This window comes from Corynebacterium sp. DNF00584 (genome assembly GCF_001552965.1).
Classification (GTDB): domain Bacteria; phylum Actinomycetota; class Actinomycetes; order Mycobacteriales; family Mycobacteriaceae; genus Corynebacterium; species Corynebacterium phoceense.
This window is the reverse complement of the sequence record NZ_KQ959747.1, coordinates 1-24,745: the sequence shown is the minus strand read 5'-3', so window position 1 is coordinate 24,745 and position 24,745 is coordinate 1. Positions and strand designations below refer to the sequence as shown.

The window sequence follows — 24,745 nt, the reverse complement described above, 5'->3', positions numbered from 1 at the left end:
CTATGGCTATTCGTAAGTACAAGCCGACAACCCCGGGTCGCCGCCAGAGCTCCGTCTCCCAGTTCGAGGAGATCACTCGCTCGACCCCGGAGAAGTCCCTGCTGCGTCCCCTGTCTAAGACCGGTGGCCGCAACAACTACGGTCGCATCACCACCCGCCACATCGGCGGTGGCCACAAGCGCCGTTACCGTCTGATCGACTTCCGTCGTTCGGACAAGGACGGTATCCCGGCCAAGGTCGCTCACATCGAGTACGACCCGAACCGTACCGCCAACATTGCACTGCTGCACTACCGTGACGGTGAGAAGCGCTACATCATCGCCCCCAAGGGCCTGACGCAGGGCACCATCGTCGAGTCGGGCGCCAACGCAGATATCAAGGTGGGCAACAACCTGCCGCTGCGCAACATCCCGACTGGTACCACGATCCACGCAGTCGAGCTCAAGCCGGGCGCTGGCGCTAAGCTGGCCCGCTCTGCTGGTGCCTCCATCCAGCTGCTGGGTAAGGAAGGCAAGTACGCCATCCTGCGTATGCCGTCTTCTGAAATCCGCCGCGTCGACATCCGTTGCCGCGCCACCGTGGGTGAGGTCGGCAACGCTGACCAGATGAACATCCGCTGGGGCAAGGCTGGCCGTATGCGCTGGAAGGGCGTTCGCCCGACCGTCCGTGGTGTCGTTATGAACCCGGTCGACCACCCGCACGGTGGTGGTGAGGGTAAGACCTCCGGTGGTCGCCACCCGGTGTCCCCGTGGGGTCACAAGGAGGGTCGCACCCGCAACCCGAACCGTTACTCGAACAACATGATCGTGCGCCGTCGTCGCCCGAACAAGAAGCGCTAAGAGGAGGTAAACAATGCCACGCAGCCTTAAGAAGGGCCCGTTCGTCGATGAGCACCTCCTCAACAAGGTGGATGCTCAGAACGAGGCCGGCACCAAGCAGGTCATCAAGACCTGGTCTCGCCGCTCGACCATTCTCCCCGATTTCATTGGCCACACTTTCGCCGTCCACGACGGTCGCAAGCACGTGCCGGTGTTCATCGAGGACTCCATGGTCGGTCACAAGCTCGGTGAGTTCGCACCAACCAAGACCTTTAAGGGTCACGTCAAGGCCGACACGAAGGGACGTCGATAAGCGATGAGTGACACCATCACCTCCGCATCCGCAACGGCCCGCTACGTCCGCGTCACCCCGATGAAGGCACGCCGCGTCATCGATCTGGTTCGCGGTAAGTCAGTAGCAGAGGCACTTGCCATCCTGAAGTACGCTCCGCAGGACGCCGCTAAGCCGGTGGCCAAGGTTGTCGCTTCCGCGGCCGCCAACGCTGAGAACAACTTCGGTCTGGATCCGCGCACGCTCGTTATCTCCGAGGCTTACGCCAACGAGGGCCCGACCATGCGTCGTTTCCAGCCCCGCGCACAGGGTCGCGCGTTCATGATCCGCAAGCGCACCAGCCACATCACCGTGGTTGTCGAAAGCCAGAAGGAAGGTGCCAAGTAATGGGCCAGAAAATCCATCCTCACGGCCTCCGTCTGGGTATCTCCACCGAGTGGAAGACCCACTGGTTCGCCGACAAGGACTACGCCAACTACGTGGCTGAGGACATCAAGATCCGTCAGTACCTCGAGAAGGGCCTCGACCGCGCCGGCATCGCCGACGTCGTCATCGAGCGCACCCGCGACCGCGTTCGCGTCGACATTCATACCGCCCGCCCGGGCATCGTGATTGGCCGCCGTGGCGCTGAGGCCGACCGCATCCGCCGCGAGCTCGAGAAGCTCACCGGCAAGATGGTTGCCCTCAACATTCTCGAGGTCAAGCAGGTCGACGCCAACGCGACCCTCGTTGCTCAGTCCATCGCTGAGCAGCTGGTCAACCGCGTTGCTTTCCGTCGTGCCATGCGTAAGGCCATCCAGTCCGCTATGCGCCAGCCGCAGGTCAAGGGCATCAAGGTGCTCCTGTCCGGTCGTCTGGGCGGCGCCGAGATGTCCCGCAACGAGCGCTACCACGAGGGTCGCGTTCCGCTGCACACCCTGCGCGCAGAGATCGATTACGGCACCGCAGAGGCTCACACCACGTTCGGCCGCATTGGCGTCAAGGTGTGGATCTACAAGGGTGACGTCATCGGCGGCGTCAAGGAGTCCGATTTGAACGCTCCGGCTGCTGGCCGTGGCCGCGGCGACCGCAACGGTCGCCCGCGCCGTGGTGGCCAGCGCCGTCAGCGCGCACAGCAGAAGCAGGAGGGCTAATCCATGCTGATTCCTAAGCGCGTTAAGTACCGCCGCCAGCACCGCCCGACTCGTACGGGTGTGTCCAAGGGCGGTAACCGCATCGCTTTCGGTGACTACGCCATCCAGGCTCTCGAGCCGGCATACATCACCAACCGTCAGATTGAGGCCGCACGTATTGCCATCAACCGCCACGTCAAGCGTGGTGGCAAGGTGTGGATCAACATTTTCCCGGACCGTCCGTTGACCCAGAAGCCGCTCGGCGTGCGTATGGGTTCCGGTAAGGGCCCGGTTGAGAAGTGGGTCGCCAACGTTAAGCCGGGCCGCGTCCTCTTCGAGATGTCCTACCCGACCGAGGAAGTTGCTATCGAGGCTCTGCGCCGTGCGGCTCAGAAGCTTCCCTGCAAGGTCCGCATCATCAAGAAGGAGGACCAGTTCTAATGGCAACCGGTACCCCCGCGCACGAGTTCCGTGAGCTCGACAATGCTGAGCTGGAGACCCGCCTCAAGGACGCGAAGGAAGAGCTGTTCAACCTTCGTTTCCAGAAGGCCACTGGCCAGCTGACCAACAACCAGCGCATCGGCACTGTTAAGCGCGACATCGCCCGCATCTACACCGTTCTTCGCGAGCGCGAGCTGGGCCTGTCCGTTGTTCCGGGAGCTGAGGCTTAAATCATGAGTGAGGCAAACGTGAACGAGAAGAAGGAGCGCGGTGCGCGCAAGACCCGCACCGGCATCGTGGTTTCCGACAAGATGAACAAGACCATTGTCGTCGAGCTCGAAGACCGCAAGCAGCACGCCTTGTACGGCAAGATCATGCGTTCTAACAAGAAGGTTAAGGCGCATGACGAGAACGAGACCGCCGGCATCGGCGACCGCGTTCTCATCGCCGAGACTGCGCCTATCTCCAAAGATAAGCACTACCGTCTCGTCGAGATCGTGGAGAAGGCTAAGTAAACTAGCCCCACGGTAAACGCCCCAGCACCCCTGGTGTTGGGGCGTTTCGCTATAGTGGGCCCCATGTCCCGCACCCTATTGCTCCCCGTGATCCTCACCGCTGCGGCGCTCACGGCCTGCTCCGCGGGCTCCTCAGAGCCCACCACCGTGACGGTGACCCAAAGCCCCCAGCTTTCCGATGCCCCCTCCGCGGCCCCGCAGGCTCCCTCCAGCATCGCGCAGCCTACTGCTGACCAACCGCTGCCTGACACCCCACCCACCGAGGCCCCCTCCTGTGCGCCGGTCACGGGGGAGCAGGCTGTGGCGGAGAATATCGGCACGTTGGAGAAGTACAACGGCTGGGAGTGGGATGCCGAGTACGCCTACACGGACGACTTCGATCCGTGCCTGGCACTGTCCTACATCGTGGTCCCTATCGTGGGCGGCACTTCTTCTTCGCCGTACCACGTCATGCTCTTCCACAAGGGCGAGTACCTCGGCACCGCGACGCAGGAGCCACGCGGGTTCGCGCCCAGGATCACGCAGACGAGCGATGACTCCATCTCCGTGGGCTACGTCTACGTCCGCGAGGGCGATTCAAATGCCGCGCCCAGCGGGCTTAACGAAGTGCAGTTCACGTGGGACGAGGCTGAGCAGCGCGTCGTCATGACGGGCTCGCCGGACTAAAACGCGAAAGGCCGCCACCCCGAGGGGTGGCGGCCTGTTCTCGTTGTGTCCTAGGCGAACTTACGGCGTGCGACGAAGGCAGCCGCGCCGAAGACAGAGAACACGAGCAGCGCGAAGAGGGCGCGTGCTGCGGTGTTGGAGCCGGTCTCAGCGTTCATGCCGCGCTCGCCGGACGGGACCTGGCCCTGGGTGTCTGGGGTCGGGGTGACGGGCTGGCCAGACTGCTCCTGGATCTCCTTGATGTGGCCCTTCTTCAGGTCCTTGGAGATACGGATTTCTTCCTCGGTCGGGGTAGAGTCCTTGCGGGACTTGTCCTGGACGTAGGTGGAGCCGTCCTGGTTGAGATACCAGGTGATGCCGCCGATGACGAGCAGCGGCGGGAGGACCTTGCTCGCGATCTCGCCGGCGTCGAAGTTGCCGCCAGAGCGCTCGGACTTCTTCTCGACGACCGGGACGCCCGGGACCTCGTAGCCCTTCTCGCGGTAGCAGTTCTGATCTTCCTCGATGAGCTTCTTGATCTCGCCGGAGCGGGTGAGCTCCACGTTGTTGAGCGGCATCTCGGAGGCGGCGCGCTCGGCGGTGTCGACCCATTCGCCGGAGCCGTGCAGGTAGACAACCTTGTTGCCCGTGAGCACGTAGGACTGTGCCTTGTCGGAGGTCTCAGCCTTCGGCGGCGTCGGCGCGCACTCGAGCTTGGTCGGAACGACCGGGGTGGCCGGGGTCTGGCCCAGGACCTGCGGGGTGACGGTGGGCTGCATGTCTGCGGCCGACGGCATGTCAGACGCAAGGGCAGTAGGGGTGGCTGCGAAGGCGATGACGCCGGACATGGCGACAGCAGCCAGGGAAGTGCCGAGACGCTTCATGTTTACTCCTGTGAAAAAGAAGGGACTGTGGAAGAAAAAGACTGTAGTCAAAGCTGCCGTTCCTTATGACACAACAGCAACATGGGAAACACTAACCTCAGAAATAAACAACTGTGTGCATTGCTTTCGGCGTGTCGCGGCAGGAAAAAATCCCCGCGCGTGGCGGGGATGGTCGGGTCGGCGTTCCTCCTGTGCATGGCAGTGCGCGGCGGCGTCGCGCGGATTTCCTGGGAGTTTTCGCCCGTGCGGGTGATTCGGTGCGGCTTAGGCTGACGCGGGGGCTGCGGGCCCGGCGCCGTTCGAAGCGTCTGCACCGTCAATGACGCCCTCGTAGGACCAGCCGACGACGGCGTTCTTCACCGACGCCTCGAGGAGATTCGCTGGCTGGATGCAGCTGATGGTGAGCAGTCGGCCCGGCATGGGCCCGGTGCCCCACACGTCCGGGTCATCCGCGAGGCCTTCTTTGACCGGGTCGTGGAAGTCCGTGGCGGAGTACATGAGCCACTTCTCGCCGGAGGCTGCGGTACGCACGTAGAGCTTGTCGCCCTCGTGGACCTTGTGCTCGTTACGGGTGCCGTCGTAGAGATTATTAAACACGGCGGGCACACCCGCGGCGGTGTGACCGGCGATGACCACGATGTCCGGTGCGTCCGTCCCCGGCAGCGAGTACGGCCGGTCCGCGGCGGTGTAGGTGCAGGCCTTGTCGAGCGATGCTGGGTCGAGCGCGTTGTCCTTCGTGCGGCACGCGCCCTCGTCGAATTGCGCGCGGACGTTGATGGCGGGGATATACATCTCCACTGCGGCGGCCTGCTCGATGGTTGGCGCCTCCACGGTCGTCGTGGGGGCTTCGCTCAGTGCTGCAGGGGCTTCCGGTTCCTGATGCCGCAGCGCGAAGAACGTGAGCGCGAGCAGCACGATGAGGACGAGTCCTAAGACGAGGGCGACGCGCGGAATACGCGGACCGGCTGCCGGCGCGGGGTGCGGGCTGAGTCGGGGCGGGCGCGTCGCGCTGGTTTCGAGGCGCGGTGTGGTGCGCGGGGGCGCGGTGCGGCGGGGCTGACGGCGCGGAGTAGGGGCGGGGGCATCGGCAGCGCGGGCGGGACGCCCTACGCTATAGGTTCCTGGCCGCGGGGTGATGCGTGTGGGGTCGGCGCTGGGGCGGGGGAGGCGGTAGGTGTCGCGACGGGTGCCGCGGCCGTCACCGGACCTGCGGTGGGGGTCGGTGGGGTACGGCATGGGAGACTCCGGGGGACGGGCGCGAAGCGCGAGACGAGTGGGTTTATTTTACGCCCGCGCGCTGCCCGTGGGACGTCTAACGCGCGGCGGCGATCTTCTGCTGTACCTCCGCGCGCGTGGGCGGGTTGGCACCGCGGCGCGAGACAGTCACGGAGGCTGCGCCCGCGGCAAACGTCAGGATGTCGCGCCACTCAGCGACTGTGAGTTCCTGAAGGTCCGGGGCGCGCAGCTCGCGACGGGTGATCTCGGCCAGGAGCGTGCCCATGATGGTATCGCCCGCGCCGATGGTGTCCGCCACATTCGTGCGTACGGGCGGGACGTGGACCTCGGCGCGCGAGGTCTTCACTGCAAGGCCGTCGCCGCCCAGCGTCGTGACGACGACGGGCACGTGCTTGAGCGCGTCCTCGCCGAGGAAGTTCACCTCGTCGTCGCTGAGCTTGAGCAGCGTGACGAACGGGAAGAGGCTCTTCAAGAATGCGCGGTGTTCGTCCGTGGCGTAGAAAGGGCGGATATTCGGGTCGAGCGCGACCATGGTGCCGCGGCGCGAGAACTGCTTGAGCAGCTCCGCGTAGCGCGAAGCGCCCGGCTCCAGTGCGAGCGAGACGGTGCCGAAGCACGCGATATCCGCCGGAGCATAGACTGGCTCGACGAGGCGGTCCGCGGTGCCCTCGATGTAGAAGGTGTAGGAGGCGGAGCGGTCGCCTGCCAGGGACGTCACCGCGAGGGTCGTGGGTTCCTCGCCGCGCTGGACGTAGGTGGTATCCACGCCTTCGTCGCGCAGGCGCGCCACGAGCGTGTTGCCAAAGCCGTCCGTGGACAAGCGCGACTGGAAAGCGACGTCGGCGCCTTGGCGCGCGGCCGCAATGGCAACGTTAAACGGGCCGCCACCCAGAGCCGGCGTGAGGTCGTGCAGGGGACCGGGCGCGACGGGAACGAGATCAACGAGACCCTCGCCGCAGACGTGAATCTTCATAAAATTAAATACTATCGGAGCGTATGAGTTACCGCCCTCACTTTCATGTATCCCCGCCCGCTGGCCGCCTCAACGATCCGAACGGCATGTTCGTCGACGGCGCGGACCTCCACCTCTACTACCAGCACGACCCCGGCTATCCCCACGTGCCCAAGCGCACAGGCTGGGCACACACCGTGGTGAGCCTCACGCGCCCGGAGCGCCCGCGCCACTTTCCTAATGTGTTGTACCCCGATCATCCCTATGACGCGCACGGCTGTTACTCCGGCGGCGCCGTGCGCGACGGCGACGACCTCTGGCTCTTTTACACGGGCAACCTCAAAGTCGACGGCCGTCGCATTCCCAGCCAGAACCGCGTTCGCGTCACCGACCTGGGCCCCGAGGGCGGCTTCTACGAGCTCGACCCCAACAACCCAGTGATCCCCGATACCGAACCCGGTTTCACCGGTCACTTCCGCGACCCCCAGATTGTCCGCGAGGCCGACGGCCGCTGGCGCATGGTCCTCGGCGCGCAGCGCGAGGATGAGACCGGCGCGCTCGTCATGTACCGCTCCACCGACCTCGCGCACTGGGACTTCGAGGGCGAGGTCACCTTCGTGGGCGACGTCCCAGACGCCTACATGTGGGAATGCCCCAATCTCCTCGAGCTTTCCGATGCCGCCACCGGTGCCACGTCGCATGTTCTTGTGTTGTGTCCGCAGTTCCCGGGCCGCGACGAGTGTGGTTACATCGTGGGCCACCTCGAGGGCACGACGTTCACGGTGACCGAGGGCTACCGCATCCTTGACCACGGCCACAATTTCTATGCGCCGCAGCTCATCGCGTATGACGAGGGCGCGGTGCTCGTCGGGTGGATGGGAATGCCGGCCCGCGACGCCACGCCGACCGTCGAGGCCGAGGGCTGGGTCCACACACTCACTGTCCCGCGCCAGGTGACGCTGCGCGACGGCGCGCTCTACCAGGAGCCTATGTGGGACATTCCGGGCTCGTTCACGACCCGCGAGCCTGGCACGTACGAGCTCACCGCCGCGGGCGAGGTGTGCCTGCGCGTCGACTGGGACGGCGCGCAGCTCACCGTCGCCCGCCCGCGTTTCGCGGGCGATGCCGTGGAGCCTGGGACGGCGGCGCTGTCGGTGACGCCGGAGGAGGCGGCATCGGCAGGCGCGGCGGTCGTGCCGGGGGAGTGGGACACGCGCACGGCCGAGTGCGGCGCGGGCGAGCTCGTCCTCAGCGCTGACGGCTGCGCCGTGGAAATCTTCGGTGGCGACGGTCAGGCGGCCTTCGCCGTGCCCGTCTTCGCGCCGGGCGGTGCAGTCTGGGACGGCTGGCGCCGCGTATAAAGCACGATATTTCCAAGGTGAAAGAGGTCAATCTCACGCCCGAGTAGTTGGATTTATGCCCGGAGTGTCAGGTCTAATAGAGAAGAAAGCTTTTGCTTTGTCTCACATTAGACATGGTCAAGAAGTAAGGAAGCTCCATGGACCATAAAGAAGTAGCCGCGCGCATCCTCACCGCGCTGGGCGGCGAGGACAATATCGTGGCGATGGCGCACTGCGCCACCCGCCTGCGCACCGTCATCAAAGACGAGAAGAAAATCGACAAGCAAGCCCTCGACAACGACCCTGACCTCAAGGGCATTTTCGAGGCTGGTGGCATGTTCCAGGTCATCGTCGGCCCGGGCGACGTCAACGTCGTGTTCGACGAAATCAACAAGGCGACGTCCAAGGACATCGCCGTGTCGACGGATAACCTCAAGGACATCGCGGCGGACTCGGGCAACCGCTTCTCGCGTGCCGTGAAGGTGCTGGCCGATATCTTCGTGCCGCTCATCCCGATCCTGCTTGGTGGCGGTCTGTTGATGGCCCTGAACAACGTCCTGTCCCAGGCAGGTTTGTTCGGCGATCAGTCCGTCATCGAGATGTACCCGGCGCTCGCAGATGTTGCCGGCCTTATTAACCTGCTGGCCTCCGCGCCGTTCGCGTTCCTGCCCGTCCTCGTGGGCTTTACCGCAACGAAGCGCTTTGGCGGCAACGAGTTCCTCGGCGCGGGTATGGCGATGGCCATGGTTATGCCGGACCTCGTCAACGGTTACAACGTGGCTGCGACCATCGAGGCCGGCGAGATGCCGTACTGGCACATCTTCGGCCTCGACGTCGCGCAGGCCGGCTACCAGGGTTCCATTCTCCCGACGCTCGTTATTTCCTGGATCCTCGCGACCATCGAGAAGTGGCTCCACAAGCGCCTCAAGGGCACCGTGGACTTCATGCTCACCCCGCTGCTCACGCTGTTGGTCACGGGCTTCATCACGTTTGTGCTCATCGGCCCATTCCTGCGTACCGCGGGCGACTGGCTGGGACTGGGCTTGGCGAACCTCTACGAGTTCGCGGGTCCTGTGGCCGGCTTCCTCTTCGGTCTCGTCTACTCGCCGATCGTGATCACGGGTCTGCACCAGTCCTTCCCGCCGATCGAGACGATGCTGTGGAACGAGGGCGGTTCCTTCGTCTTCCCGACGGCGTCCATGGCCAATATCGCCATGGGTGGCGCAGCTCTGGCCATCTACTTCCTGACCAAGTCTGACAAGATGAAGGGCCTGGCCGGCGCGTCCGGTATCTCCGCCCTCTTCGGTATTACTGAGCCCGCTATCTTCGGTGTGAACCTGCGCCTGCGCTGGCCGTTCTACATCGGCATGGGGGCTTCCGCTATTGCCTCCATGATGATCGCCATCCTCGACGTCAAGGCCACCGCGCTCGGTGCCGCAGGCTTCATCGGCGTCGTGTCCATCCGTCCGGAGGACTACGGCCAGTTCCTGCTGTGCTGCGTGCTTTCCCTCGTGGTGTCCTTTGGCGCAACCTTTGCGTATGGCCGCGTGCTTATCTCCCGCAATGGCACCATTGATCCTGACGCGACCGACGTCCCGGCCGCTGCCGCCGACGGTGCCGCCCCGTCGGCTGTCGCCGATCCGAACGCTTTCCGCATCGCCTCGCCGCTGTCCGGCACAGCCATCGCGCTGTCTTCCGTGTCTGACCCGATGTTTGCCGCGGGCAAGCTCGGCGCCGGTGCCGCCGTGGAGCCGACCGTGGGCACGCTCGTCGCGCCCATCGACGGCAAGGTGACCGTCACGTTCCCCTCTGGCCACGCCTACGCCGTGCGCGGCAAGGACGCCGCGGGCAAGAACGTGGACATCCTCATGCACATCGGTTTCGACACCGTGAACCTCAAGGGCGAGCACTTCACCCCGCACGTGGAGAAGGGCGACGAGGTCAAGGCCGGCGACGTCCTGTGCGAGTTCGACATCGAGGCCATCAAGGCCGCCGGCTACCCGGTGACCACTCCGGTCGTCGTGTCCAACTCGAAGAAGACCGGCCCGGTGCTCCCTGCCTACAGGGCGGGCGAGACCATCGACTTCGGTGACCCGCTCGCTACGGTTGACCCGAAACCCGAGCCTGCCGATGCCCCCGCCTAACCCCGTCTAGCTTCCTCGCCGTCCAGCATGCGCTGGGCGGCGTTGCTGTTTTTCGCGACAATCAAGGAACCGAAATCCGGTAGTTTTGGACCCTTCGTTGTCGTGTGGGGGTTTAGCGCGCGGCGGCGTGGATGTCGTCGAGGAATGCGGCGTAGCGCGAGCGCAGTTCAGTGAGCGGTTCGACGATGAGCTCCTGCGAGGTTGCGGCGATTTCCTTGCGCAGGGCGCGCCGGGTGCGGGCCTTGACTCCGGCGCCGATGACGCCGCCGAAGGCTGCCGAGATGAGTCCCAACACGATGCCTAGGAGGAGGCCGCCCAGAATGAGCAGTGTGGGGTACGGCCAGCCCTCGATTTCCGGGGTGAGGTCTGCGCCGAGGAGCGGCGTGAGTGCGCCAGGGATGAAGGCCGCGGCGAGGTACCACAGCACGCCCACGAGGGCAGCGAGGAGTGCGAGCCACTGGATGAAGGTGAGGATGCCCCAAGGCTTCGAGGGCTGTGCGGGCAGGCGGGTGCGGGCGGCGGCGCGGTCGAGGGCATCGGGAAGCTTATCGGTGATGGACTCCGCGCGGTCGGCGACGGCATTGGCCCAGGCGGGGGAGAGGCCGTCCGCGGCGGCCGCGGCGTAGGCGCGCAGGCCCTTGTTGGCCTGAGCCCGCCCGGCGGCGTCGAGCGGCGGCAGGGAGGTGCGGTGCACGCCCGTGTCGTCCGAGGCCTCGCGCAGGCCGAGGCGGCGCAGCGGGTCGGCGCGCAGGCGCAGCACCCACGAGGTGAGCAGCCATCCGGTGGTCTGGCCCAGGCGCTTGCGGTAGGCGGCGGCCGTCGCGGCGGCGAGGCGCTCGGCGCCAGCGGCGGTGGCGAGGTATTCGTCGAGTTCCTTCTTGGCTTTCGCGGGCACGTCCTTGGGTGGGCGTTCGTCGGCCCACGCGGCGGTGACCGTGTCGAGGTCGGCCTCGATGCGGACGGTCTGCGCGTTGTGGGCCGCGGCGACCTTGGCGATGGCTGTGCGCAGGTCGTCGACGCCAAGGCCAGTCTTCGCGGAGGTGGGCACGACCTTGACCTTGGTGAGGCCGTCCTCGCGCAGGAGCTCGGTGAGGGAGTCGGCGACGGTGGGGACGTCGGCATCGGCAAGCTTGTCCGCCTTGTTGAGGACCGCGAGGGTAACCGCCGAGTGCGAGGCGTGCGGGCGGATAAAGTCGTCGTGGATGATGTTATCCGCGTATTTTTCGGGGTCCGTGACCCAGACGAGGACGTCGACCTGGCCCGCGAGGCGCGTGGCGATCGCACGGTTGGAGGCTTCGACGGAGTCGAAGTCCGGCAGGTCGAGGAGGATGAGTGGGCCGGCCTTGGGAGCGAAGTCGCCGGGCCGGTTGCGACGGTCTTCGACGTCGAGCCAATCGAGCAGCGCGGAGGAGCCCTCGGGGTGCCACACGGCGGCGAACGGCGCGGACGTGGTGGGGCGGCGCGGCGAGGAGGCACCGAGATCCTCGCCGACCACGGCGTTAAACAGCGAGGTCTTGCCGGAGCCGGTGGCGCCAAAGAAGCCGACCACCGTGTGCTCGGCGGACAGCGCGCGCCGGGCGGCGGCGGACTCGCGGACGCGGGTGATGGCGGCGTGCTGCTCGGGAGTGAAGAACTCGCCGCCGGACTCGGCGGCGCGGTCGAGGGCGTCGAGGCGCTCGGACAGCGAGTGGGAACGGTTAAACATCGCGGACCTCCTCGGTGGCGGCGGTGGCGGCCGCGCGTAGCTCGTCTGCGGAGGGGCCTTCCGCGAGCGGCGCGGTCACGGCGTCGTAGCGCTCGCTCTCGGAATCCATGAGCGCACGGACGCGCTCGTCGAGGCGTTTGCGGGCGGCTTTGGCCATGCGACGCACGGTGTCCTCGCCGAAGATGGTCTCAAGCAGCTTCTGGCCCACGACGGCGGAGCCGCCAGCGATGGCGATCTCGCCGCCGGTCAGTCCCGCAGTCGAGGCGAAGACGACGACCATGAGCGCGACGGTCACGGCGTTGACGCCCAGCGAGGCGAGACGCGCGGTCATGCGCTTGCCCGCGGCGTTCTCTTCGATGTCGGCGACGAGCTCGGCCTGCCATTCGCGCACGAGGAGGGCGGCGCGCTCGGAAATATCGGCGCTGGCGTGGGCGAGCTCTGGGGACGCGGCGGCGCGCAGCTCGGGCGCAGAGGACCCGAGGTACGTCCACGCGCGGGCTGCGGCGGTCTCGGCGCCGTCGACGATGACGGCGTGGAGGCCGGCTTCGATTTCGGTCTCGACCTCGCGCACAGGCGCGGGCTTGCCGGTGAAGAAGGAACCGATTCGGTCGCGGGCCGCAGAGAACCAGCGGTCGACCGCGCGGAAAGTATCCGAGGTACCCACGAAGTCCTGCCAGCGGGCGAGGACCTCGGTGCGCAAGAGGTTGCCGTCGCGGGTGGCTTCCTCGACGTGGGCGCGGGCGTCGGCGTAGTGCCCGGCGACGACCTCGTCGATGAGCGCGGCGAAGTCCGTGCGAGACTGCTGCTCCGCGGCGAGCGTCTCTGTGCCTGCTGCGACCTTGGCCAGGGCGCCTGCGACGGTGCGGGCGGCCAGCTGGCGGCGCGCGGCGGTATCGGCAGCCAAGCGTTCGAGATATGCGCGCAGGTCAGCCGTGCGCGCGGCCGGCAGCAAGCCCTCGAGAGGGCCTTGGTCCGGCACGACGAAGAACTCGGCGCCGAGGTTGTGCTCGGCGAGCATACGCTGCAGGTCCGCGGGGACGGTGGTGAGCGCGTCCTCGTCGACGCGGTTGAGGACCACGACGACCTTGATGTCGCGGGCGGCGGCGTCCTCGAGGAACTGCCACACGAGGTGATCGGCGTAGCGCGCCGGCGTCGTCACGAAGATCCACAAGTCCGCGGCGGCGAGGAGCTGCGAGGCGAGGGCGCGGTTCGTGTCGTCGATGGAGTCGAAGTCCGGCGCGTCGATGAGTGCGAGGCCCGCGGGCACGGCCTCGGTGGACACGATGCGCAACGTCGTCGCCTGTGGGTTCGCCCCGCCGTGCTCGCGCGCAAGCCCAGGCAGGACGTGCGACGCGCCGAAGTACTCCGCGTCCGAAGGATGCGCGATAAGCGAGGGCTGCCGCGTCGTCGGTCGAATGACGCCCGACGTCGTTACCTCTTCGTGGAGCACACCGTTGACCAGCGTGGACTTGCCGGAGCCGGTGGAGCCGCCCACGACGGCGAGCAGCGGAGCGTCGAGGTTAGCCAGGCGCGGCGCGATATAGTCATCGACCTGATGGAGCAACGGCGCGGCGCCGGGCAGGGGCGAGGCCGCGAGGGCGGCGCGCAGCCGGTCTAGACCGGAAAGAGATGTGTCAGTCACGCGCTCCATTGTTGCAGCTCGCACACATAAACGGGGGATTTGGCCCAGGTGGGGTGGATATGGTTGAATATTCAGGTTGCTTGTGGCCGGTCGGTACCGGCGGTTGATTTCCGAACCGCCAGCCCCGAGACCCCTCGACAGCACGGCCCCGCCGCGCAGGTTCGTTGTAGAGTCGCAAGCCGCATGTACGTAGACCGCGTGTGTCAAGGACGGAAATCTTGGCGCACATTAATCCAGGTCAAGGAGACCCATAGTGATTCAGCAAGAATCGCGTCTGCGCGTCGCCGACAACTCTGGTGCACGAGAGATTCTGTGCATCCGCGTTCTCGGCGGCTCTGTCCGACGCTTCGCTGGCATCGGCGACGTTATCGTCGCGACTGTCAAGGACGCTGCCCCCGGTGGCAACGTCAAGGAGGGTGAGGTCGTCAAGGCCGTCATCGTCCGTGCAAAGAAGGAGACCCGTCGTCCGGACGGCTCCTACATCCGCTTCGACGAGAACGCTGCCGTTCTGCTCAAGAACGACTCCGAGCCCCGCGGTACCCGCATCTTCGGCCCGGTTGCTCGTGAGCTGCGCGACAAGAAGTTCATGAAGATCGTTTCTCTCGCACCGGAGGTGATCTAACTTATGAAGATCCATAAGGGCGACATGGTTGTCGTTATTTCCGGTCCGGATAAGGGCGCTCAGGGCAAGGTCATCGAGGCCTACCCGGCCCGCGAGCGCGTCCTCGTTGAGGGCGTCAACCGCATCAAGAAGCACGTTGCCAACTCTGCCGACGAGCGCGGCGCACAGTCCGGCGGCGTCGTCACGCAGGAAGCTCCGATCCACGTGTCCAACGTTGCCATCGTTGACTCGGAGGGTAACCCGACCCGTGTCGGTTACCGCTTCGACGAGAACGGCAAGAAGGTCCGTATCGCGCGTAGCAACGGGAAGGACATCTAATCATGAGCGAGAACTACACCCCGCGTCTGAAGACTCGCTACCGCGAGGAAATCAAGAACACCCTCAACGAGGAGTTCAAGTACGACAACGTCATGCAGATCCCGGGCGTCGTCAAGGTCGTCGTCAACATGGGTGTCGGCGACGCTGCTCGCGACTCCAAGCTGATCAACGGCGCGCTCGATGACCTGACCAAGATCACCGGTCAGAAGCCGCAGGTTCGCCGCGCACGCAAGTCCATCGCAAACTTCAAGCTGCGTGAAGGCATGCCCATCGGCGCCCGCGTCACCCTTCGTGGCGACCGCATGTGGGAGTTCTTGGACCGCCTGCTGACCATCGCGCTGCCGCGTATTCGCGACTTCCGTGGTCTGTCTGACCGTCAGTTCGACGGCCGTGGCAACTACACCTTCGGTCTCTCCGAGCAGTCCATGTTCTACGAGATCGACATCGACTCCATCGACCGCCCGCGCGGCATGGACATCACGGTTGTCACCACCGCCACCACGGACGAGGAAGGCCGCCGCCTGCTCAAGGAGCTCGGCTTCCCGTTCAAGTAAGCTTCGCTTACCCGCCCCAGCTTTCCGATGCCCCCTTTCCGGCACCGTAGGCTGGGGTTTTGGCGTGTCTGGGGGTAGAGTATATGGGTCCATCTCATTTAACTCTGCAAGGACTAACACGAGCATGTCTCTCAATGACTCTGTGGCCGCCGCGGTCACGAAGAAAACCACACTTCTCGCCGAGTCGCCGGCGCGCTTTAGCGTCCGCGCGATCCTCGCCGGCGCGTACCTCACTATCGGCACTGCGTTCGCCGGCGTCGTAGGGCAGGCGGTGGAGGGCAACTTCCCAGGCCTCGGCGCCGTCGCCTTCGCCGGGCTTTTCGGCCTCGGCCTGTTCGCGATTATCATCCTCGGCGCGGATCTCGCGACGGGCAACATGATGTTTATGATCTATGGCGCGGCGAATAAGCAGGTCTCGTGGGGCAAGGCCTTCTGGCTCATCGTCGTCACCACCTTCTTCAACCTCGTCGGCTGCATCATCTTCGCCGCGGGCATGGGCCTGTCAGCCAAGCTCGGTGCGATGCCTGTCGACCACCTCATCGTGACGCTGACGGAGGGCAAGCTTGCTAAGGACCCAGGCGGCCTTCTCGTCGAGGGTATGCTTGCTAACTTCGTGGTCAACATGTCGATCGTGGGCGGCATTTTCGCCAAGGAGATCGTCTCGAAGTTCATCGTCATCGTCCCGCTCATCGCGGCCTTCGTGGGCATGGGCCTCGAGCACGTCATTGCGAACTTCTGCCTGGTTACCCTCACCTTTTTTGGCGCGGCGGAGTTCCCAGCTGACTTTACGATTGGTGCGGTATTCACCAACTGGGTCATCGTCTGGATCGGCAACGTGATTGGCGGCGGCTTCCTCATCGGCGGCGTCTATGCTTGGCTCAACAAGGGCCCGGAGGCATACCGAGACTAGAGCTCATGAGCACAGCATTGTTAGTAGGCGGCGGACTGATTGGCTTCTCGTTTGCGCGGCGCTTCGTCGACGCGGGGTGGGAGGTGCGCATGGCCGACGTGCGCGAAGAACTCGCAGACGCGGTGAAAGACGAATTCGGAGGCGCGGTACGCTTCTCCACGGCGTAGACTTCGTCCAGGAGGCGGGCCCAGAGAAGCTCGAGTTCAAGCGCGAGATTTTCGCGCGGCTCGCATCGCTTACGGAAACGGCGGTTTTGGCGAGCTCGACCTCGGCCATCCTGCCGTCGAGGATCGCGGAGGGGAATCCGGCCGCGGACCGGATCGTGATCGGGCATCCGTTTACGCCGCCGGCGCTCATGCCGGTCCTCGAGGTCGTGCCGGGACCTGCGACTTCTCCAGAGACCGTCGACCGGGCGCTGGAGGTTTACGCGGAGCTCGGTTTCGAGCCCAGCGCGCTGAAGAAGGAAATCCCGGGCTTTGTCGGCAACCGCATCCAGAAGGTCATCATGTGGGAGGCCATCTCGCTCGTGCAGCAGGGTGTTATTGACGCCAAGGACCTTGACACCATCGTGCGCAATTCGCTGGGCTTGCGCTACGCCGCGACCGGACCGTTCGAGTCTAACCGCCTGGGCGGCGGCCCGGACGGCATCAAGTCCATCATTGAGCACATCGCGGGCGCGTGGGACACCGAGCTCGTCGCGGGTGTGCCGGACATGTCGGACCTCGATGAGGTCTACGCGCAGGTCGATGCCGCCTACGGCAACGACGAGGCGACCTTCGAGGCCGGCACCCAGCGCCGCAATGCGTTGTTGCGCGGCTTCCTCGACGTGCGCGAGACACACTAGGAGCTACTAGGGGCTATTCGGTGCGAAGGATGCGCTGCGCGACCTCGACGTCGGGGTTCACGGCGCGTAGAGCGTCGAGGATGTCGTCGCCCGCGAGACGCAGATCGTCGTCTGTGAGTGGATCGAGCGCCTCGAGGAGGAAGAGCGCGTCCGTCGTCTCCGCCGTGGGGGCTAGGCGGTGCTCCGGCCGGAAGCGACGTGCGGCGGTGCCAGCTACGTCGCGGACGGTCGACGTGGCGACGTCGACGCGCACAGCGCCCTCGAAGCCGTCGAGAGCGAATACCGTGACTGGCAGCTCGAAGCGGCGGGCGACCGCGGTGCCGAGAGTGACCAAGGGGGCATCGGAAGGCTGGGCGCCGAGCTCGAAGAGCGCGGGGTCGAGGCCGAAGTTCTGCCAGGCCGCGCGCCACGCGGCGACGTGGGGCTGGAATGCCGAGGGCTCTGTGGCGGCATCGGTGGTGGGCGCCTAGGCACCGCGGACCGCGATGAGCAGGGCGCGGTAGTCCGGGCGTGGCGAGTCGAGCTCGACGTCGACGAGGAAATCGATGAGGCTCATTTCTTCAGCTCCCCGGAGTAGAGGTTGAAGCGGTCGCCGCGCGCGAAGCCGACGAGGGCCATGCCGGTCTCGCGGGCGGTCTCCACGGCGAGCGAGGACGCTGCGGAGACAGCGACGAGCATGCCGAAGCCGGCCATGGCGGCCTTCTGGACGAGCTCGAAGCTGGCGCGGGAGCTCATGACGAGGATGAGATCGTCCGCGGGCAGGCGGCCTTCCATGAGCAGATGGCCGATGACCTTGTCCGCCGCGTTATGGCGGCCCACGTCCTCGCGGATGACCACGCGTTTGCCGTCGAGCGTGAAGGCGCCCGCAGCGTGGATGCCGCCGGTCTTGCGGAACTGCTTCTGTCCCTCGCGTAGCTTGTCAGGCAGCTGTGCGACGACGAGCGGGTCGACCGGGATGTGGGGGATGGGGTAGCGGGTTTTCTTGGCGAGCTCCTCGATGGACGAGGTGCCACACACGCCGCACGAGGAGTTGGTGAGCGTGAGACGCAGGTCTTTGAGCGAGATGACGTTGTCGTCGCGCATCTCGACGTCGAGCAGGTTGTACGTGTTGACGCCGTCGTGCGTGGCGCCCTCGCAGTACTTGGCGGACTCGATGTCGCGGGCGGCCTGAATGTGTCCCTCGGAGTGAAGGAAGCCGTGGGCGAGCTCGATATCGTGGCCCGGGGTGCGCATGGTGGTGGTGAGCGTCTGGCCATCGACGCGAATTTCCAGCGGCTCCTCGCCGGCGACGGAATCAGCACGGGTGTCGACTTGGATGACCTCGGTGCGGTCCTCGTTGAGCCGCACTTTGGTCACCGCGAAGTTGGAGGTTACGCGGCCCGCCACTACTGCACGGCCTCGTTGAGCTTGGCGATACTGGCGCGGGCTTCCTCGACGTCCTTGCTGGCCAGGCCCACGACGAAGGCGGTGAGCGGCGCGGCCGGACGCGAACGGTTATGCGCGACGTTCTTTGTTAGGTCAAGCAGCTCTTTGACGAGTGCCGTGGCATCCTTGGGGTCAAGACCGAGCGTGGTGGCGGCTTCCTCAAGCCATTCGTGGGCGGTCTGGATGGGATCCTTGTCTTTAGTCATGAACTCAACTGTAGTCGTGGACCTGTCCAAGACCGCGAAAGTCCCGCTCGGGGCGGGACTTTCAGGCGGTGGCGGGCTTAGAGATTGTTGGCGTTCTGGCCGGTCGGCTCGAGGTGGACCACGAGTGACTTGGAGACCGGGGTCTCCGAGCCCTTGGCCATGTGCTCGACCGGAACCAGGATGTTGAGCTCCGGGAAGTAGCCGCCCACGCAATCCTTGGCGATGTTGTACTCGACCAGACGGAAGTTCGGCGCGACGCGTCGGCCGGACTCGTACTCGGAGACGACGTCGACGATGTCGCCGTCCTTGAGGCCTCGCTGGATGAGGTCTTCCTTGCGGATGAAGATAACGCGTCGGCCGCCGCGGACACCACGGTAGCGGTCATCGAGACCGTAGGAGATGGTGTTGTACTGGTCGTGACTGCGCACGGTGGTAAGCAGCAACTGGTCGCCTTCGAGCTCGATAGTGTCGGTCTCGTTGATGGTGAGCTGCGCCTTGCCGTCCGAGGTGTTGAAGATACGCTCGCGGGCCGCGTGCGGGAGCATGAAGCCGCCGGGGCGCTTCAAGCGCTCGTTGTAGTTTTCGAAGCCAGGGATGACGTTCGCGATGTGGTCACGGATGACGTCGTAATTGTCCATCATGGGCTTCCAGAAGGCGTCGCCGAAGGTGCGCTCGCCGACGTTGCAGATGATCTGCACCTCGGAGTGGAGGTCCAGGTCGCGGTTGGCGCGGCGCTTGGGGAAGGACGCGGAGACCTTGGAGTCCGAGGCCTCGACAGAAACCTTCTGCGGGCCGGAGGCCTGGATGTCCACGTCGGTGCGGGAGCGTACCGGCAGGATGAGGGACTTCTCGCCCGGCCACGCGCACGTGCCGTTGAGCTTCGTCAGCATATGGGCCGAGAGCTTAGTGGCGGTCATGCCGTCCTCGAGCGCCGTGGTGTCCGACATCGCGCGGATGTAGTTGCCGCCCAGCGACATGAAAAAATCCACGTTCTTATCACGCAGCTGCATGCCCGCGCCGGTGGAGGAGACGCCGTGCTTGCGGGGGACGTCGAAGCCGAACTCCTTTTCCAGGTTGGCGAGGAACCACTCCGGCATCTTCTCAGAGATACCCATGGTGCGGTCGCCCTGGACGTTGGAGTGGCCACGGAACGGGGCGGAGCCGGCGCCCGGCTTGCCGTAGTTACCCGTGAGCAGCAGGAAGTTCATCATCTCCTGGATGGTGGCCACGGCGTTGCGGTGCTGCGTAACACCCAGCGTCCACGCGAGGACGACGGTCTCTGCCTTCTCGACGTAGTCGACGATCTTCTTCACCTCGCGCTGGGAGACGCCGGAGCCGCGCTCGAGGGCGGCATCGTCAAGCGAGTTAAGGTGCGCGATGGTCTCGTCGACATTCGAGCAGAACTCGTCGAGGAACTTGCGGTCAAGCAGGTCGCGGCGGATGACCTCGCGGTTGATCTGCTGGAACAGCGCGCGGTCGCCGTCGAGGCGGACCTGCACGTATTCGTCGCTGATCTTGTCCGCGATGCCAATCGCGCCCTTAATGGACTGGGGCTCTTTGAACTTCATGAGGCCCGTTTCCGGCATGGGGTTGATGGTGATGAACTTGCCGCCGTTCTCCTTCTGCTTCTTAAACGCAGTAAGCGAACGCGGGTGGTTCGTGCCGGGGTTCTGGCCTACGGAGATGATGAGGTCCGTGTTGTACATGTCCTGCATGACGATGGAGCCCTTGCCCACGCCCACGGTCTTGGCGAGCGCCACACCCGTGGAGTCGTGGCAGAGGTTCGCGCAGTCTGGCAGGTTATTGGAGCCGTGGCGGCGGCCCAGCACGCCAAAGATAAACGCGGACTCGTTGACCGCGGTGCCGGAGGTGTAGAAGATGGCGCGGTCCGGATCCGTCGCCTTGAGTTGCTCCGCGATGAGATCGTAGGCCTCGTCCCAGCTCACCGGGTGGTACTTCTCGTCGCCGCGCGAGCGGTCGTAGAGCATGGGCTCAGTGAGGCGGCCGAGCTGGTCGAGCTCGTAGTCCGTCATCTCGCGCATCTGCTGCACGGTGGTGTTCGCGAAGAACTCGCGGGTAACGCGCTTGGGCGTGGTCTCCTGGGCGATGGCCTTCGCGCCGTTCTCACAGAACTCGACAAAGTTGATATCGCCCTGCGCTGGCTCCGGCCAGGCGCAGCCGGGGCAGTCGATGCCGCCGTGCTGGTTCATCTTCAGCAGCGGCACGAGCGCGCGGTTAGGGATGGCCTTTTCCATGGCGTGGTACACGCCGCCCACGCCGGCTGCGGCGGTGACGCGGTTGCCGATGCGTGGGTTGTCGAAGCGGTTGGCCACTGGATTGGCACGGGAGACAGTTGCGATGGGAGTCATGGCCACAGTCTACCGACAAGCAGCGAGAATTTTGGAAAAACCCAGGTCGCCGTGTAACGTAGACTCTTGGACTCATGCCCGGGTGCTGTTTGCGCAGCTCACGGCGTTATGGGATACCAAAATTCAAGAATTTCATTTCAACTTTGTTGTAGGCCCACCGCCCCGCCGTGGCGGACCGTGTATGCATCAAAGGGCAGCGAGCGCCGGCGGTATTGACCGTCCGGGGCGATAAGTGGCCCGAAATCACACGGACAACGCACGTCCTTTTTATTGAGGGCGCGGGGTGGCGTCGCGTCAACGCGATGCGCACTTACGCGGGAACCGCAACGAGAAAGGTAACGGTCACTTAACCATGACCATGACTGATCCTATCGCCGACATGCTGTCGCGCGTGCGCAACGCAAACCACGCGCACCACGACACCGTGTCGATGCCGACCTCCAAGATCAAGGCCAACATCGCCGAGATCCTGAAGAAGGAAGGCTACATCGTTGATTACACCGTCGAGGGCCGCGAGCTCTCGCTCGAGCTGAAGTACAACAACCGTGAGCGCTCCCTGTCGGGCCTGCGTCGCGTGTCGAAGCCGGGCCTGCGTGTGTACGCAAAGTCCACCAATCTGCCGAAGGTCCTGGGCGGCCTGGGCGTGGCTATCATCTCCACGTCCCAGGGTCTGCTCACCGACCGTGAGGCTCAGGAGAAGGGCGTAGGCGGAGAAGTTCTCGCCTACGTCTGGTAAGGGAGGATTGACACATGTCTCGTATCGGTCTCGCACCAATCACCGTCCCGTCCGGCGTTGACATCAACATCAACGGCCAGGATGTAGAGATCAAGGGCTCCAAGGGCACGCTGCACGTCGCCATGCCGGAGCCGATCACCGCTGTCGTCGAAGACGGCGAGCTCAAGGCCGTCCGTCCGGACGACGAGCGCAAGCACCGCGCTCTGCACGGCCTGACTCGCTCCCTGCTCAACAACGCCGTCGTTGGCGTTACTGAGGGCTACACCATCAAGCTGGAAATCTTCGGCGTTGGTTACCGTGTTGCGCTTAAGGGCAAGGACCTCGAGTTCTCGCTGGGCTACTCCCACCCGATCCTCATCAAGGCACCGGAGGGAATCACCTTCGCAGTCGACGGCGCTACCAAGCTGTCGGTTTCTGGTATTGACAAGCAGCAGGTCGGACAGATCGCCGCGAACATCCGCCGTCTGCGTAAGGACGATCCTTACAAGGGCAAGGGTATTCGTTACGACGGCGAGCAGATCCGCCGCAAGGTCGGAAAGACGGGTAAGTAAGCAATGGCAAACACTGAGAATTCCAAGCGCACCCCGGTCGGCAAGGACATTTCCACGCGTCGTCGTGAAGCCCGTGCTCGCCGCCACTTCCGCATCCGTAAGACCCTGCGCGGCACCCCTGAGGCACCGCGCCTGGTCGTGCACCGCACGTCGCGTCACATGCACGTGCAGGTCATCGACGACCTCGCTGGCCACACGCTCGTTGCTGCTTCCACCATGGAAGCCGACGTGCGCGCCATCGAGGGCGACAAGAAGGCCAAGGCCGCTAAGGTTGGCGAGCTCGTTGCTGAGCGCGCCAAGGCTGCTGGCATCGAGAAGGTCGTCTTCGACCGCTCGGGCTACCAGTACCACGGTCGCGTCGCCGCTCTGGCAGACGCCGCACGTGAAGGTGGTCTGAAGTTCTAATGATCAACGCAAACGGAAACATCAACGGAAGGAACGCCTAATGTCGGACCGTGAACAGCGTGACGGCGGACGCTCCGCCGAGAACAACGGTCGTAACAACGACCGCAACAACGGCGGCCGTCGTAACGACCGCCGCAACGACCGTCGCAACCAGCAGGATGCTGAGCGCGACAAGTACATCGAGCGCGTTGTGACCATCAACCGCGTCTCCAAGACCGTCAAGGGTGGCCGCAACATGTCGTTCACCGCCCTCGTGGTCGTGGGCGACGGCCAGGGCATGGTTGGCGTCGGCTACGGCAAGGCCAAGGAAGTTCCGGCCGCCATCCAGAAGGGCTCCGAAGAGGCTCGCAAGAACTTCTTCCGCGTCCCGATGATCGCCGGCACCATCACCCACCCGGTTGAGGGTCGCGACGCCGCCGGCATCGTCATGATGAAGCCGGCTGCCCCCGGTACTGGTGTCATCGCTGGCGGCGCTGCCCGCCCGGTGCTCGAGTGCGCCGGTGTCCAGGACATCCTCGCGAAGTCCTTGGGTTCCGACAACGCCCTCAACGTCGTCCGCGCTACCGTGGACGGCCTCAAGCAGCTGGTCCGCCCCGAAGAGGTCGCTGCCCGTCGTGGCAAGACCGTCGAAGAGGTCACCCCGGCCCGTATGCTGCGCAAGCGCGCAGGTCAGGAGGCATAAACAATGGCTCTGAAGATTACTCAGGTAAAGGGCCTGGTGGGCACCAAGCCGAACCACCGCGCGAACATGGAGGCTCTCGGCCTCAAGCGCATCGGTCAGTCCGTTGTTAAGCAGGACACCCCGATCATCCGCGGCATGGTTCAGAAGGTTCGCCACCTGGTCACCGTCGAAGAAGTGGCAGGGGAGTAAACCATGGCTGACATCATCAAGCTCCACGACCTGCGCCCGACCAAGGGCGCTAACAAGCCGAAGACCCGCGTTGGCCGCGGTGAGGCATCCAAGGGTAAGACCGCTGGTCGCGGTACCAAGGGCACCAAGGCTCGTAAGCAGGTTTCGGCCGCTTTCGAGGGTGGCCAGATGCCGATCCACATGCGTCTGCCGAAGCTCAAGGGCTTCAAGAACCCGAACCACGTCGAGTACCAGGTTGTCAACGTTGCCGACCTGGCCAAGGCGTTCCCGAACGGTGGCGACGTCACGAAGGCTGACATCGTCGCAGCTGGCCTGGTTCGCAAGAACCAGCCGGTTAAGGTTCTGGGCAACGGTGAGCTCAGCGTCAAGCTGAATGTCACCGCTGACAAGTTCTCCAAGTCCGCAGTGGAGAAGATCGAGGCTGCCGGTGGTTCCACTACCGCTGCCGCGAAGTAACTAAGCGGAAACGTCGCGCCCCACCGTCATGGTGGGGCGTGTCGTGCGTTTTGTAGGCTTCCACTATGCAACCGCACAACGTGACAGGATTCCTCGTTCCCGTCATGACCTCGTGCAATGCCGTCAACACCATGCGCCTCGATGGCGCGGTCGTGTCGCTCTTTGGCGCCGATTCCGGGTTCGTTCCTACCCGCGACGGCTGGGCCTACATCCAGCTTTCCGATGCCGCCCCGCGTCTCCGTCCCAGTCCCCTCAAGGTCCTTGACCTCACGCGTGTGCTGGCGGGGCCGAGCGCAGGGCAATTCCTCGCTGGATTCGGCGCTGACGTGCCGTGCATCTATCCGCTGACGAAGCTGGAGATCCCCGCTCAGTGCCTGGCCACCGGTCATGGCTAGAGCAGTGCCGTCGCGGACGGGCGATGTGGTGTTGTGCGGGTACCGTCCGGGTTCGTGTAGGCAGACCGCCGCGGCTTCGATTCCCCGGTGCAGGCTGCGTGCGGCATCGCGGACCTCTACTCGGCGGATAGCCGGCTCGGATGCTTCGGTGCCCGAGCCTGTGGCGCCGGAGGAGTTTGCGTACCGGTACGGGCGTGTGGCAACGGTGCCGTCATTGACCGGACCGGGGAACCTGCCAGGGCCGCACGCCCAAGCGCCGTTGTCCTGGGCAGACTGAAAACGGCATGCTGAAGTGCCCGCCCTTCGGGCGGGTTATCTGGTTTTAGTTGCAGGGCACGTCGGGTCCGAATTCGCGGC

At 64.9% G+C, this 24,745-nt stretch carries 32 protein-coding genes; 23 read left to right on the top strand and 9 right to left on the bottom strand.

Annotated features, from left to right (window positions below):
• The first annotated feature begins 2 nt into the window (after window positions 1–2).
• From rplB to HMPREF0307_RS05645, 8 genes are all read left to right on the top strand, one after another.
• Window positions 3–839, top strand: a complete 837-nt coding sequence (gene rplB / locus HMPREF0307_RS05680) for a 50S ribosomal protein L2 (RefSeq protein ID WP_066489085.1) — start codon at window positions 3–5, stop codon at window positions 837–839.
• A gap of 13 nt (window positions 840–852) precedes the next feature.
• Window positions 853–1,131: a 30S ribosomal protein S19 gene (rpsS, locus tag HMPREF0307_RS05675; RefSeq protein WP_066489082.1), complete on the top strand. Its 279-nt coding sequence runs from the start codon at window positions 853–855 to the stop codon at window positions 1,129–1,131.
• 3 nt (window positions 1,132–1,134) lie between these two features.
• The gene (gene rplV / locus HMPREF0307_RS05670; protein ID WP_066489072.1) at window positions 1,135–1,497 is read left to right on the top strand and encodes a 50S ribosomal protein L22; all 363 of its coding nucleotides are present in this window, start codon (window positions 1,135–1,137) and stop codon (window positions 1,495–1,497) included.
• Window positions 1,497–2,243, top strand: coding sequence for a 30S ribosomal protein S3 (gene rpsC / locus HMPREF0307_RS05665; protein WP_066489069.1), 747 nt, complete (start codon window positions 1,497–1,499; stop codon window positions 2,241–2,243). Before rplV ends, rpsC begins: the two co-directional genes overlap by 1 nt.
• Before the next feature lie 3 nt (window positions 2,244–2,246).
• Entirely contained in the window at window positions 2,247–2,663 is a 417-nt protein-coding gene (rplP, locus tag HMPREF0307_RS05660) for a 50S ribosomal protein L16 (RefSeq protein ID WP_066489064.1), read from the top strand.
• Window positions 2,663–2,893 carry a 50S ribosomal protein L29 gene (gene rpmC / locus HMPREF0307_RS05655; RefSeq protein WP_066489061.1) on the top strand — a complete coding sequence of 77 codons (231 nt, stop codon included), beginning with the start codon at window positions 2,663–2,665 and terminating at the stop codon, window positions 2,891–2,893. The genes rplP and rpmC overlap by 1 nt, the downstream gene beginning before the upstream one ends.
• 3 nt (window positions 2,894–2,896) lie before the next feature.
• Window positions 2,897–3,178, top strand: a complete 282-nt coding sequence (gene rpsQ / locus HMPREF0307_RS05650) for a 30S ribosomal protein S17 (protein WP_066489059.1) — start codon at window positions 2,897–2,899, stop codon at window positions 3,176–3,178.
• Window positions 3,179–3,241: 63 nt separating this feature from the next.
• On the top strand, window positions 3,242–3,844 hold the full coding sequence (locus HMPREF0307_RS05645) for an LppP/LprE family lipoprotein (RefSeq protein ID WP_066489058.1): 603 nt from the start codon (window positions 3,242–3,244) through the stop codon (window positions 3,842–3,844).
• A 50-nt stretch (window positions 3,845–3,894) separates the two neighbouring features.
• On the opposite strand, the gene HMPREF0307_RS05640 is transcribed toward HMPREF0307_RS05645, so the two are convergent.
• The 3 genes from HMPREF0307_RS05640 to HMPREF0307_RS05630 form a co-directional block, all read right to left on the bottom strand.
• A complete protein-coding gene (locus HMPREF0307_RS05640) occupies window positions 3,895–4,707 on the bottom strand; it encodes a ShlB/FhaC/HecB family protein (RefSeq protein WP_066489057.1) in 813 nt (270 codons plus the stop codon).
• A 264-nt stretch (window positions 4,708–4,971) separates the two neighbouring features.
• Window positions 4,972–5,943: a sortase family protein gene (locus HMPREF0307_RS13300; protein WP_082723247.1), complete on the bottom strand. Its 972-nt coding sequence runs from the start codon at window positions 5,941–5,943 to the stop codon at window positions 4,972–4,974.
• A gap of 76 nt (window positions 5,944–6,019) precedes the next feature.
• Window positions 6,020–6,916, bottom strand: coding sequence for a carbohydrate kinase family protein (locus HMPREF0307_RS05630; RefSeq protein ID WP_066489052.1), 897 nt, complete (start codon window positions 6,914–6,916; stop codon window positions 6,020–6,022).
• 23 nt (window positions 6,917–6,939) lie between these two features.
• Here HMPREF0307_RS05630 and HMPREF0307_RS05625 point away from each other — a divergent pair, with 23 nt between their 5' ends.
• Window positions 6,940–8,256 (top strand): glycoside hydrolase family 32 protein, encoded by a 1,317-nt coding sequence (locus HMPREF0307_RS05625; RefSeq protein WP_066489045.1) that lies wholly within the window; start codon window positions 6,940–6,942, stop codon window positions 8,254–8,256.
• Window positions 8,257–8,393: 137 nt separating this feature from the next.
• Window positions 8,394–10,379 (top strand): sucrose-specific PTS transporter subunit IIBC, encoded by a 1,986-nt coding sequence (locus HMPREF0307_RS05620; protein WP_066489041.1) that lies wholly within the window; start codon window positions 8,394–8,396, stop codon window positions 10,377–10,379.
• Between the two features lie 112 nt (window positions 10,380–10,491).
• On the opposite strand, the gene HMPREF0307_RS05615 is transcribed toward HMPREF0307_RS05620, so the two are convergent.
• Window positions 10,492–12,084: a GTPase gene (locus HMPREF0307_RS05615; protein ID WP_066489037.1), complete on the bottom strand. Its 1,593-nt coding sequence runs from the start codon at window positions 12,082–12,084 to the stop codon at window positions 10,492–10,494.
• The gene (locus HMPREF0307_RS05610) at window positions 12,077–13,726 is read right to left on the bottom strand and encodes an SMC family protein (RefSeq protein ID WP_156435907.1); all 1,650 of its coding nucleotides are present in this window, start codon (window positions 13,724–13,726) and stop codon (window positions 12,077–12,079) included. Before HMPREF0307_RS05610 ends, HMPREF0307_RS05615 begins: the two co-directional genes overlap by 8 nt.
• 253 nt (window positions 13,727–13,979) lie before the next feature.
• Here HMPREF0307_RS05610 and rplN point away from each other — a divergent pair, with 253 nt between their 5' ends.
• The 6 genes from rplN (at window position 13,980) to HMPREF0307_RS05585 (ending at window position 16,974) form a co-directional block, all read left to right on the top strand.
• Window positions 13,980–14,348 (top strand): 50S ribosomal protein L14, encoded by a 369-nt coding sequence (gene rplN / locus HMPREF0307_RS05605; RefSeq protein ID WP_066489032.1) that lies wholly within the window; start codon window positions 13,980–13,982, stop codon window positions 14,346–14,348.
• A gap of 3 nt (window positions 14,349–14,351) precedes the next feature.
• A complete protein-coding gene (gene rplX / locus HMPREF0307_RS05600) occupies window positions 14,352–14,666 on the top strand; it encodes a 50S ribosomal protein L24 (protein WP_066489030.1) in 315 nt (104 codons plus the stop codon).
• 2 nt (window positions 14,667–14,668) lie between these two features.
• Window positions 14,669–15,220 carry a 50S ribosomal protein L5 gene (gene rplE, locus HMPREF0307_RS05595; RefSeq protein WP_066489028.1) on the top strand — a complete coding sequence of 184 codons (552 nt, stop codon included), beginning with the start codon at window positions 14,669–14,671 and terminating at the stop codon, window positions 15,218–15,220.
• Between the two features lie 124 nt (window positions 15,221–15,344).
• Entirely contained in the window at window positions 15,345–16,130 is a 786-nt protein-coding gene (locus tag HMPREF0307_RS05590) for a formate/nitrite transporter family protein (protein ID WP_066489026.1), read from the top strand.
• A 5-nt stretch (window positions 16,131–16,135) separates the two neighbouring features.
• Window positions 16,136–16,297 (top strand): 3-hydroxyacyl-CoA dehydrogenase NAD-binding domain-containing protein, encoded by a 162-nt coding sequence (locus HMPREF0307_RS13295; RefSeq protein ID WP_231725070.1) that lies wholly within the window; start codon window positions 16,136–16,138, stop codon window positions 16,295–16,297.
• A complete protein-coding gene (locus HMPREF0307_RS05585; protein ID WP_231725071.1) occupies window positions 16,264–16,974 on the top strand; it encodes a 3-hydroxyacyl-CoA dehydrogenase NAD-binding domain-containing protein in 711 nt (236 codons plus the stop codon). The genes HMPREF0307_RS13295 and HMPREF0307_RS05585 overlap by 34 nt, the downstream gene beginning before the upstream one ends.
• A gap of 13 nt (window positions 16,975–16,987) precedes the next feature.
• Here the strand turns inward: HMPREF0307_RS05585 and HMPREF0307_RS05580 are convergent, their stop codons facing one another.
• The 4 genes from HMPREF0307_RS05580 to HMPREF0307_RS05565 form a co-directional block, all read right to left on the bottom strand.
• Window positions 16,988–17,308, bottom strand: coding sequence for a hypothetical protein (locus tag HMPREF0307_RS05580; RefSeq protein ID WP_066489016.1), 321 nt, complete (start codon window positions 17,306–17,308; stop codon window positions 16,988–16,990).
• Between the two features lie 218 nt (window positions 17,309–17,526).
• Entirely contained in the window at window positions 17,527–18,360 is an 834-nt protein-coding gene (fdhD, locus tag HMPREF0307_RS05575; protein WP_066489014.1) for a formate dehydrogenase accessory sulfurtransferase FdhD, read from the bottom strand.
• Window positions 18,360–18,605: a DUF6457 domain-containing protein gene (locus HMPREF0307_RS05570; protein WP_066489012.1), complete on the bottom strand. Its 246-nt coding sequence runs from the start codon at window positions 18,603–18,605 to the stop codon at window positions 18,360–18,362. Before HMPREF0307_RS05570 ends, fdhD begins: the two co-directional genes overlap by 1 nt.
• Window positions 18,606–18,682: 77 nt before the next feature.
• Window positions 18,683–20,974: an FdhF/YdeP family oxidoreductase gene (locus HMPREF0307_RS05565; protein ID WP_066489010.1), complete on the bottom strand. Its 2,292-nt coding sequence runs from the start codon at window positions 20,972–20,974 to the stop codon at window positions 18,683–18,685.
• Between the two features lie 352 nt (window positions 20,975–21,326).
• Between HMPREF0307_RS05565 and rpsH the strand changes: the two genes are divergently transcribed.
• The 7 genes from rpsH (at window position 21,327) to HMPREF0307_RS05530 (ending at window position 24,388) form a co-directional block, all read left to right on the top strand.
• Entirely contained in the window at window positions 21,327–21,710 is a 384-nt protein-coding gene (rpsH, locus tag HMPREF0307_RS05560) for a 30S ribosomal protein S8 (protein ID WP_066489007.1), read from the top strand.
• Window positions 21,711–21,724: 14 nt separating this feature from the next.
• Window positions 21,725–22,261 carry a 50S ribosomal protein L6 gene (gene rplF, locus HMPREF0307_RS05555; protein ID WP_066489003.1) on the top strand — a complete coding sequence of 179 codons (537 nt, stop codon included), beginning with the start codon at window positions 21,725–21,727 and terminating at the stop codon, window positions 22,259–22,261.
• 3 nt (window positions 22,262–22,264) lie between these two features.
• Window positions 22,265–22,666, top strand: coding sequence for a 50S ribosomal protein L18 (gene rplR / locus HMPREF0307_RS05550; protein ID WP_066488998.1), 402 nt, complete (start codon window positions 22,265–22,267; stop codon window positions 22,664–22,666).
• A gap of 40 nt (window positions 22,667–22,706) precedes the next feature.
• A complete protein-coding gene (rpsE, locus tag HMPREF0307_RS05545; protein WP_066488996.1) occupies window positions 22,707–23,348 on the top strand; it encodes a 30S ribosomal protein S5 in 642 nt (213 codons plus the stop codon).
• Window positions 23,349–23,351: 3 nt separating this feature from the next.
• Window positions 23,352–23,537: a 50S ribosomal protein L30 gene (gene rpmD / locus HMPREF0307_RS05540; protein ID WP_066488994.1), complete on the top strand. Its 186-nt coding sequence runs from the start codon at window positions 23,352–23,354 to the stop codon at window positions 23,535–23,537.
• Between the two features lie 3 nt (window positions 23,538–23,540).
• Window positions 23,541–23,993 carry a 50S ribosomal protein L15 gene (rplO, locus tag HMPREF0307_RS05535; protein ID WP_066488981.1) on the top strand — a complete coding sequence of 151 codons (453 nt, stop codon included), beginning with the start codon at window positions 23,541–23,543 and terminating at the stop codon, window positions 23,991–23,993.
• 65 nt (window positions 23,994–24,058) lie between these two features.
• Window positions 24,059–24,388 (top strand): CoA transferase, encoded by a 330-nt coding sequence (locus tag HMPREF0307_RS05530; RefSeq protein WP_066488974.1) that lies wholly within the window; start codon window positions 24,059–24,061, stop codon window positions 24,386–24,388.
• Window positions 24,389–24,745: the final 357 nt, after the last annotated feature.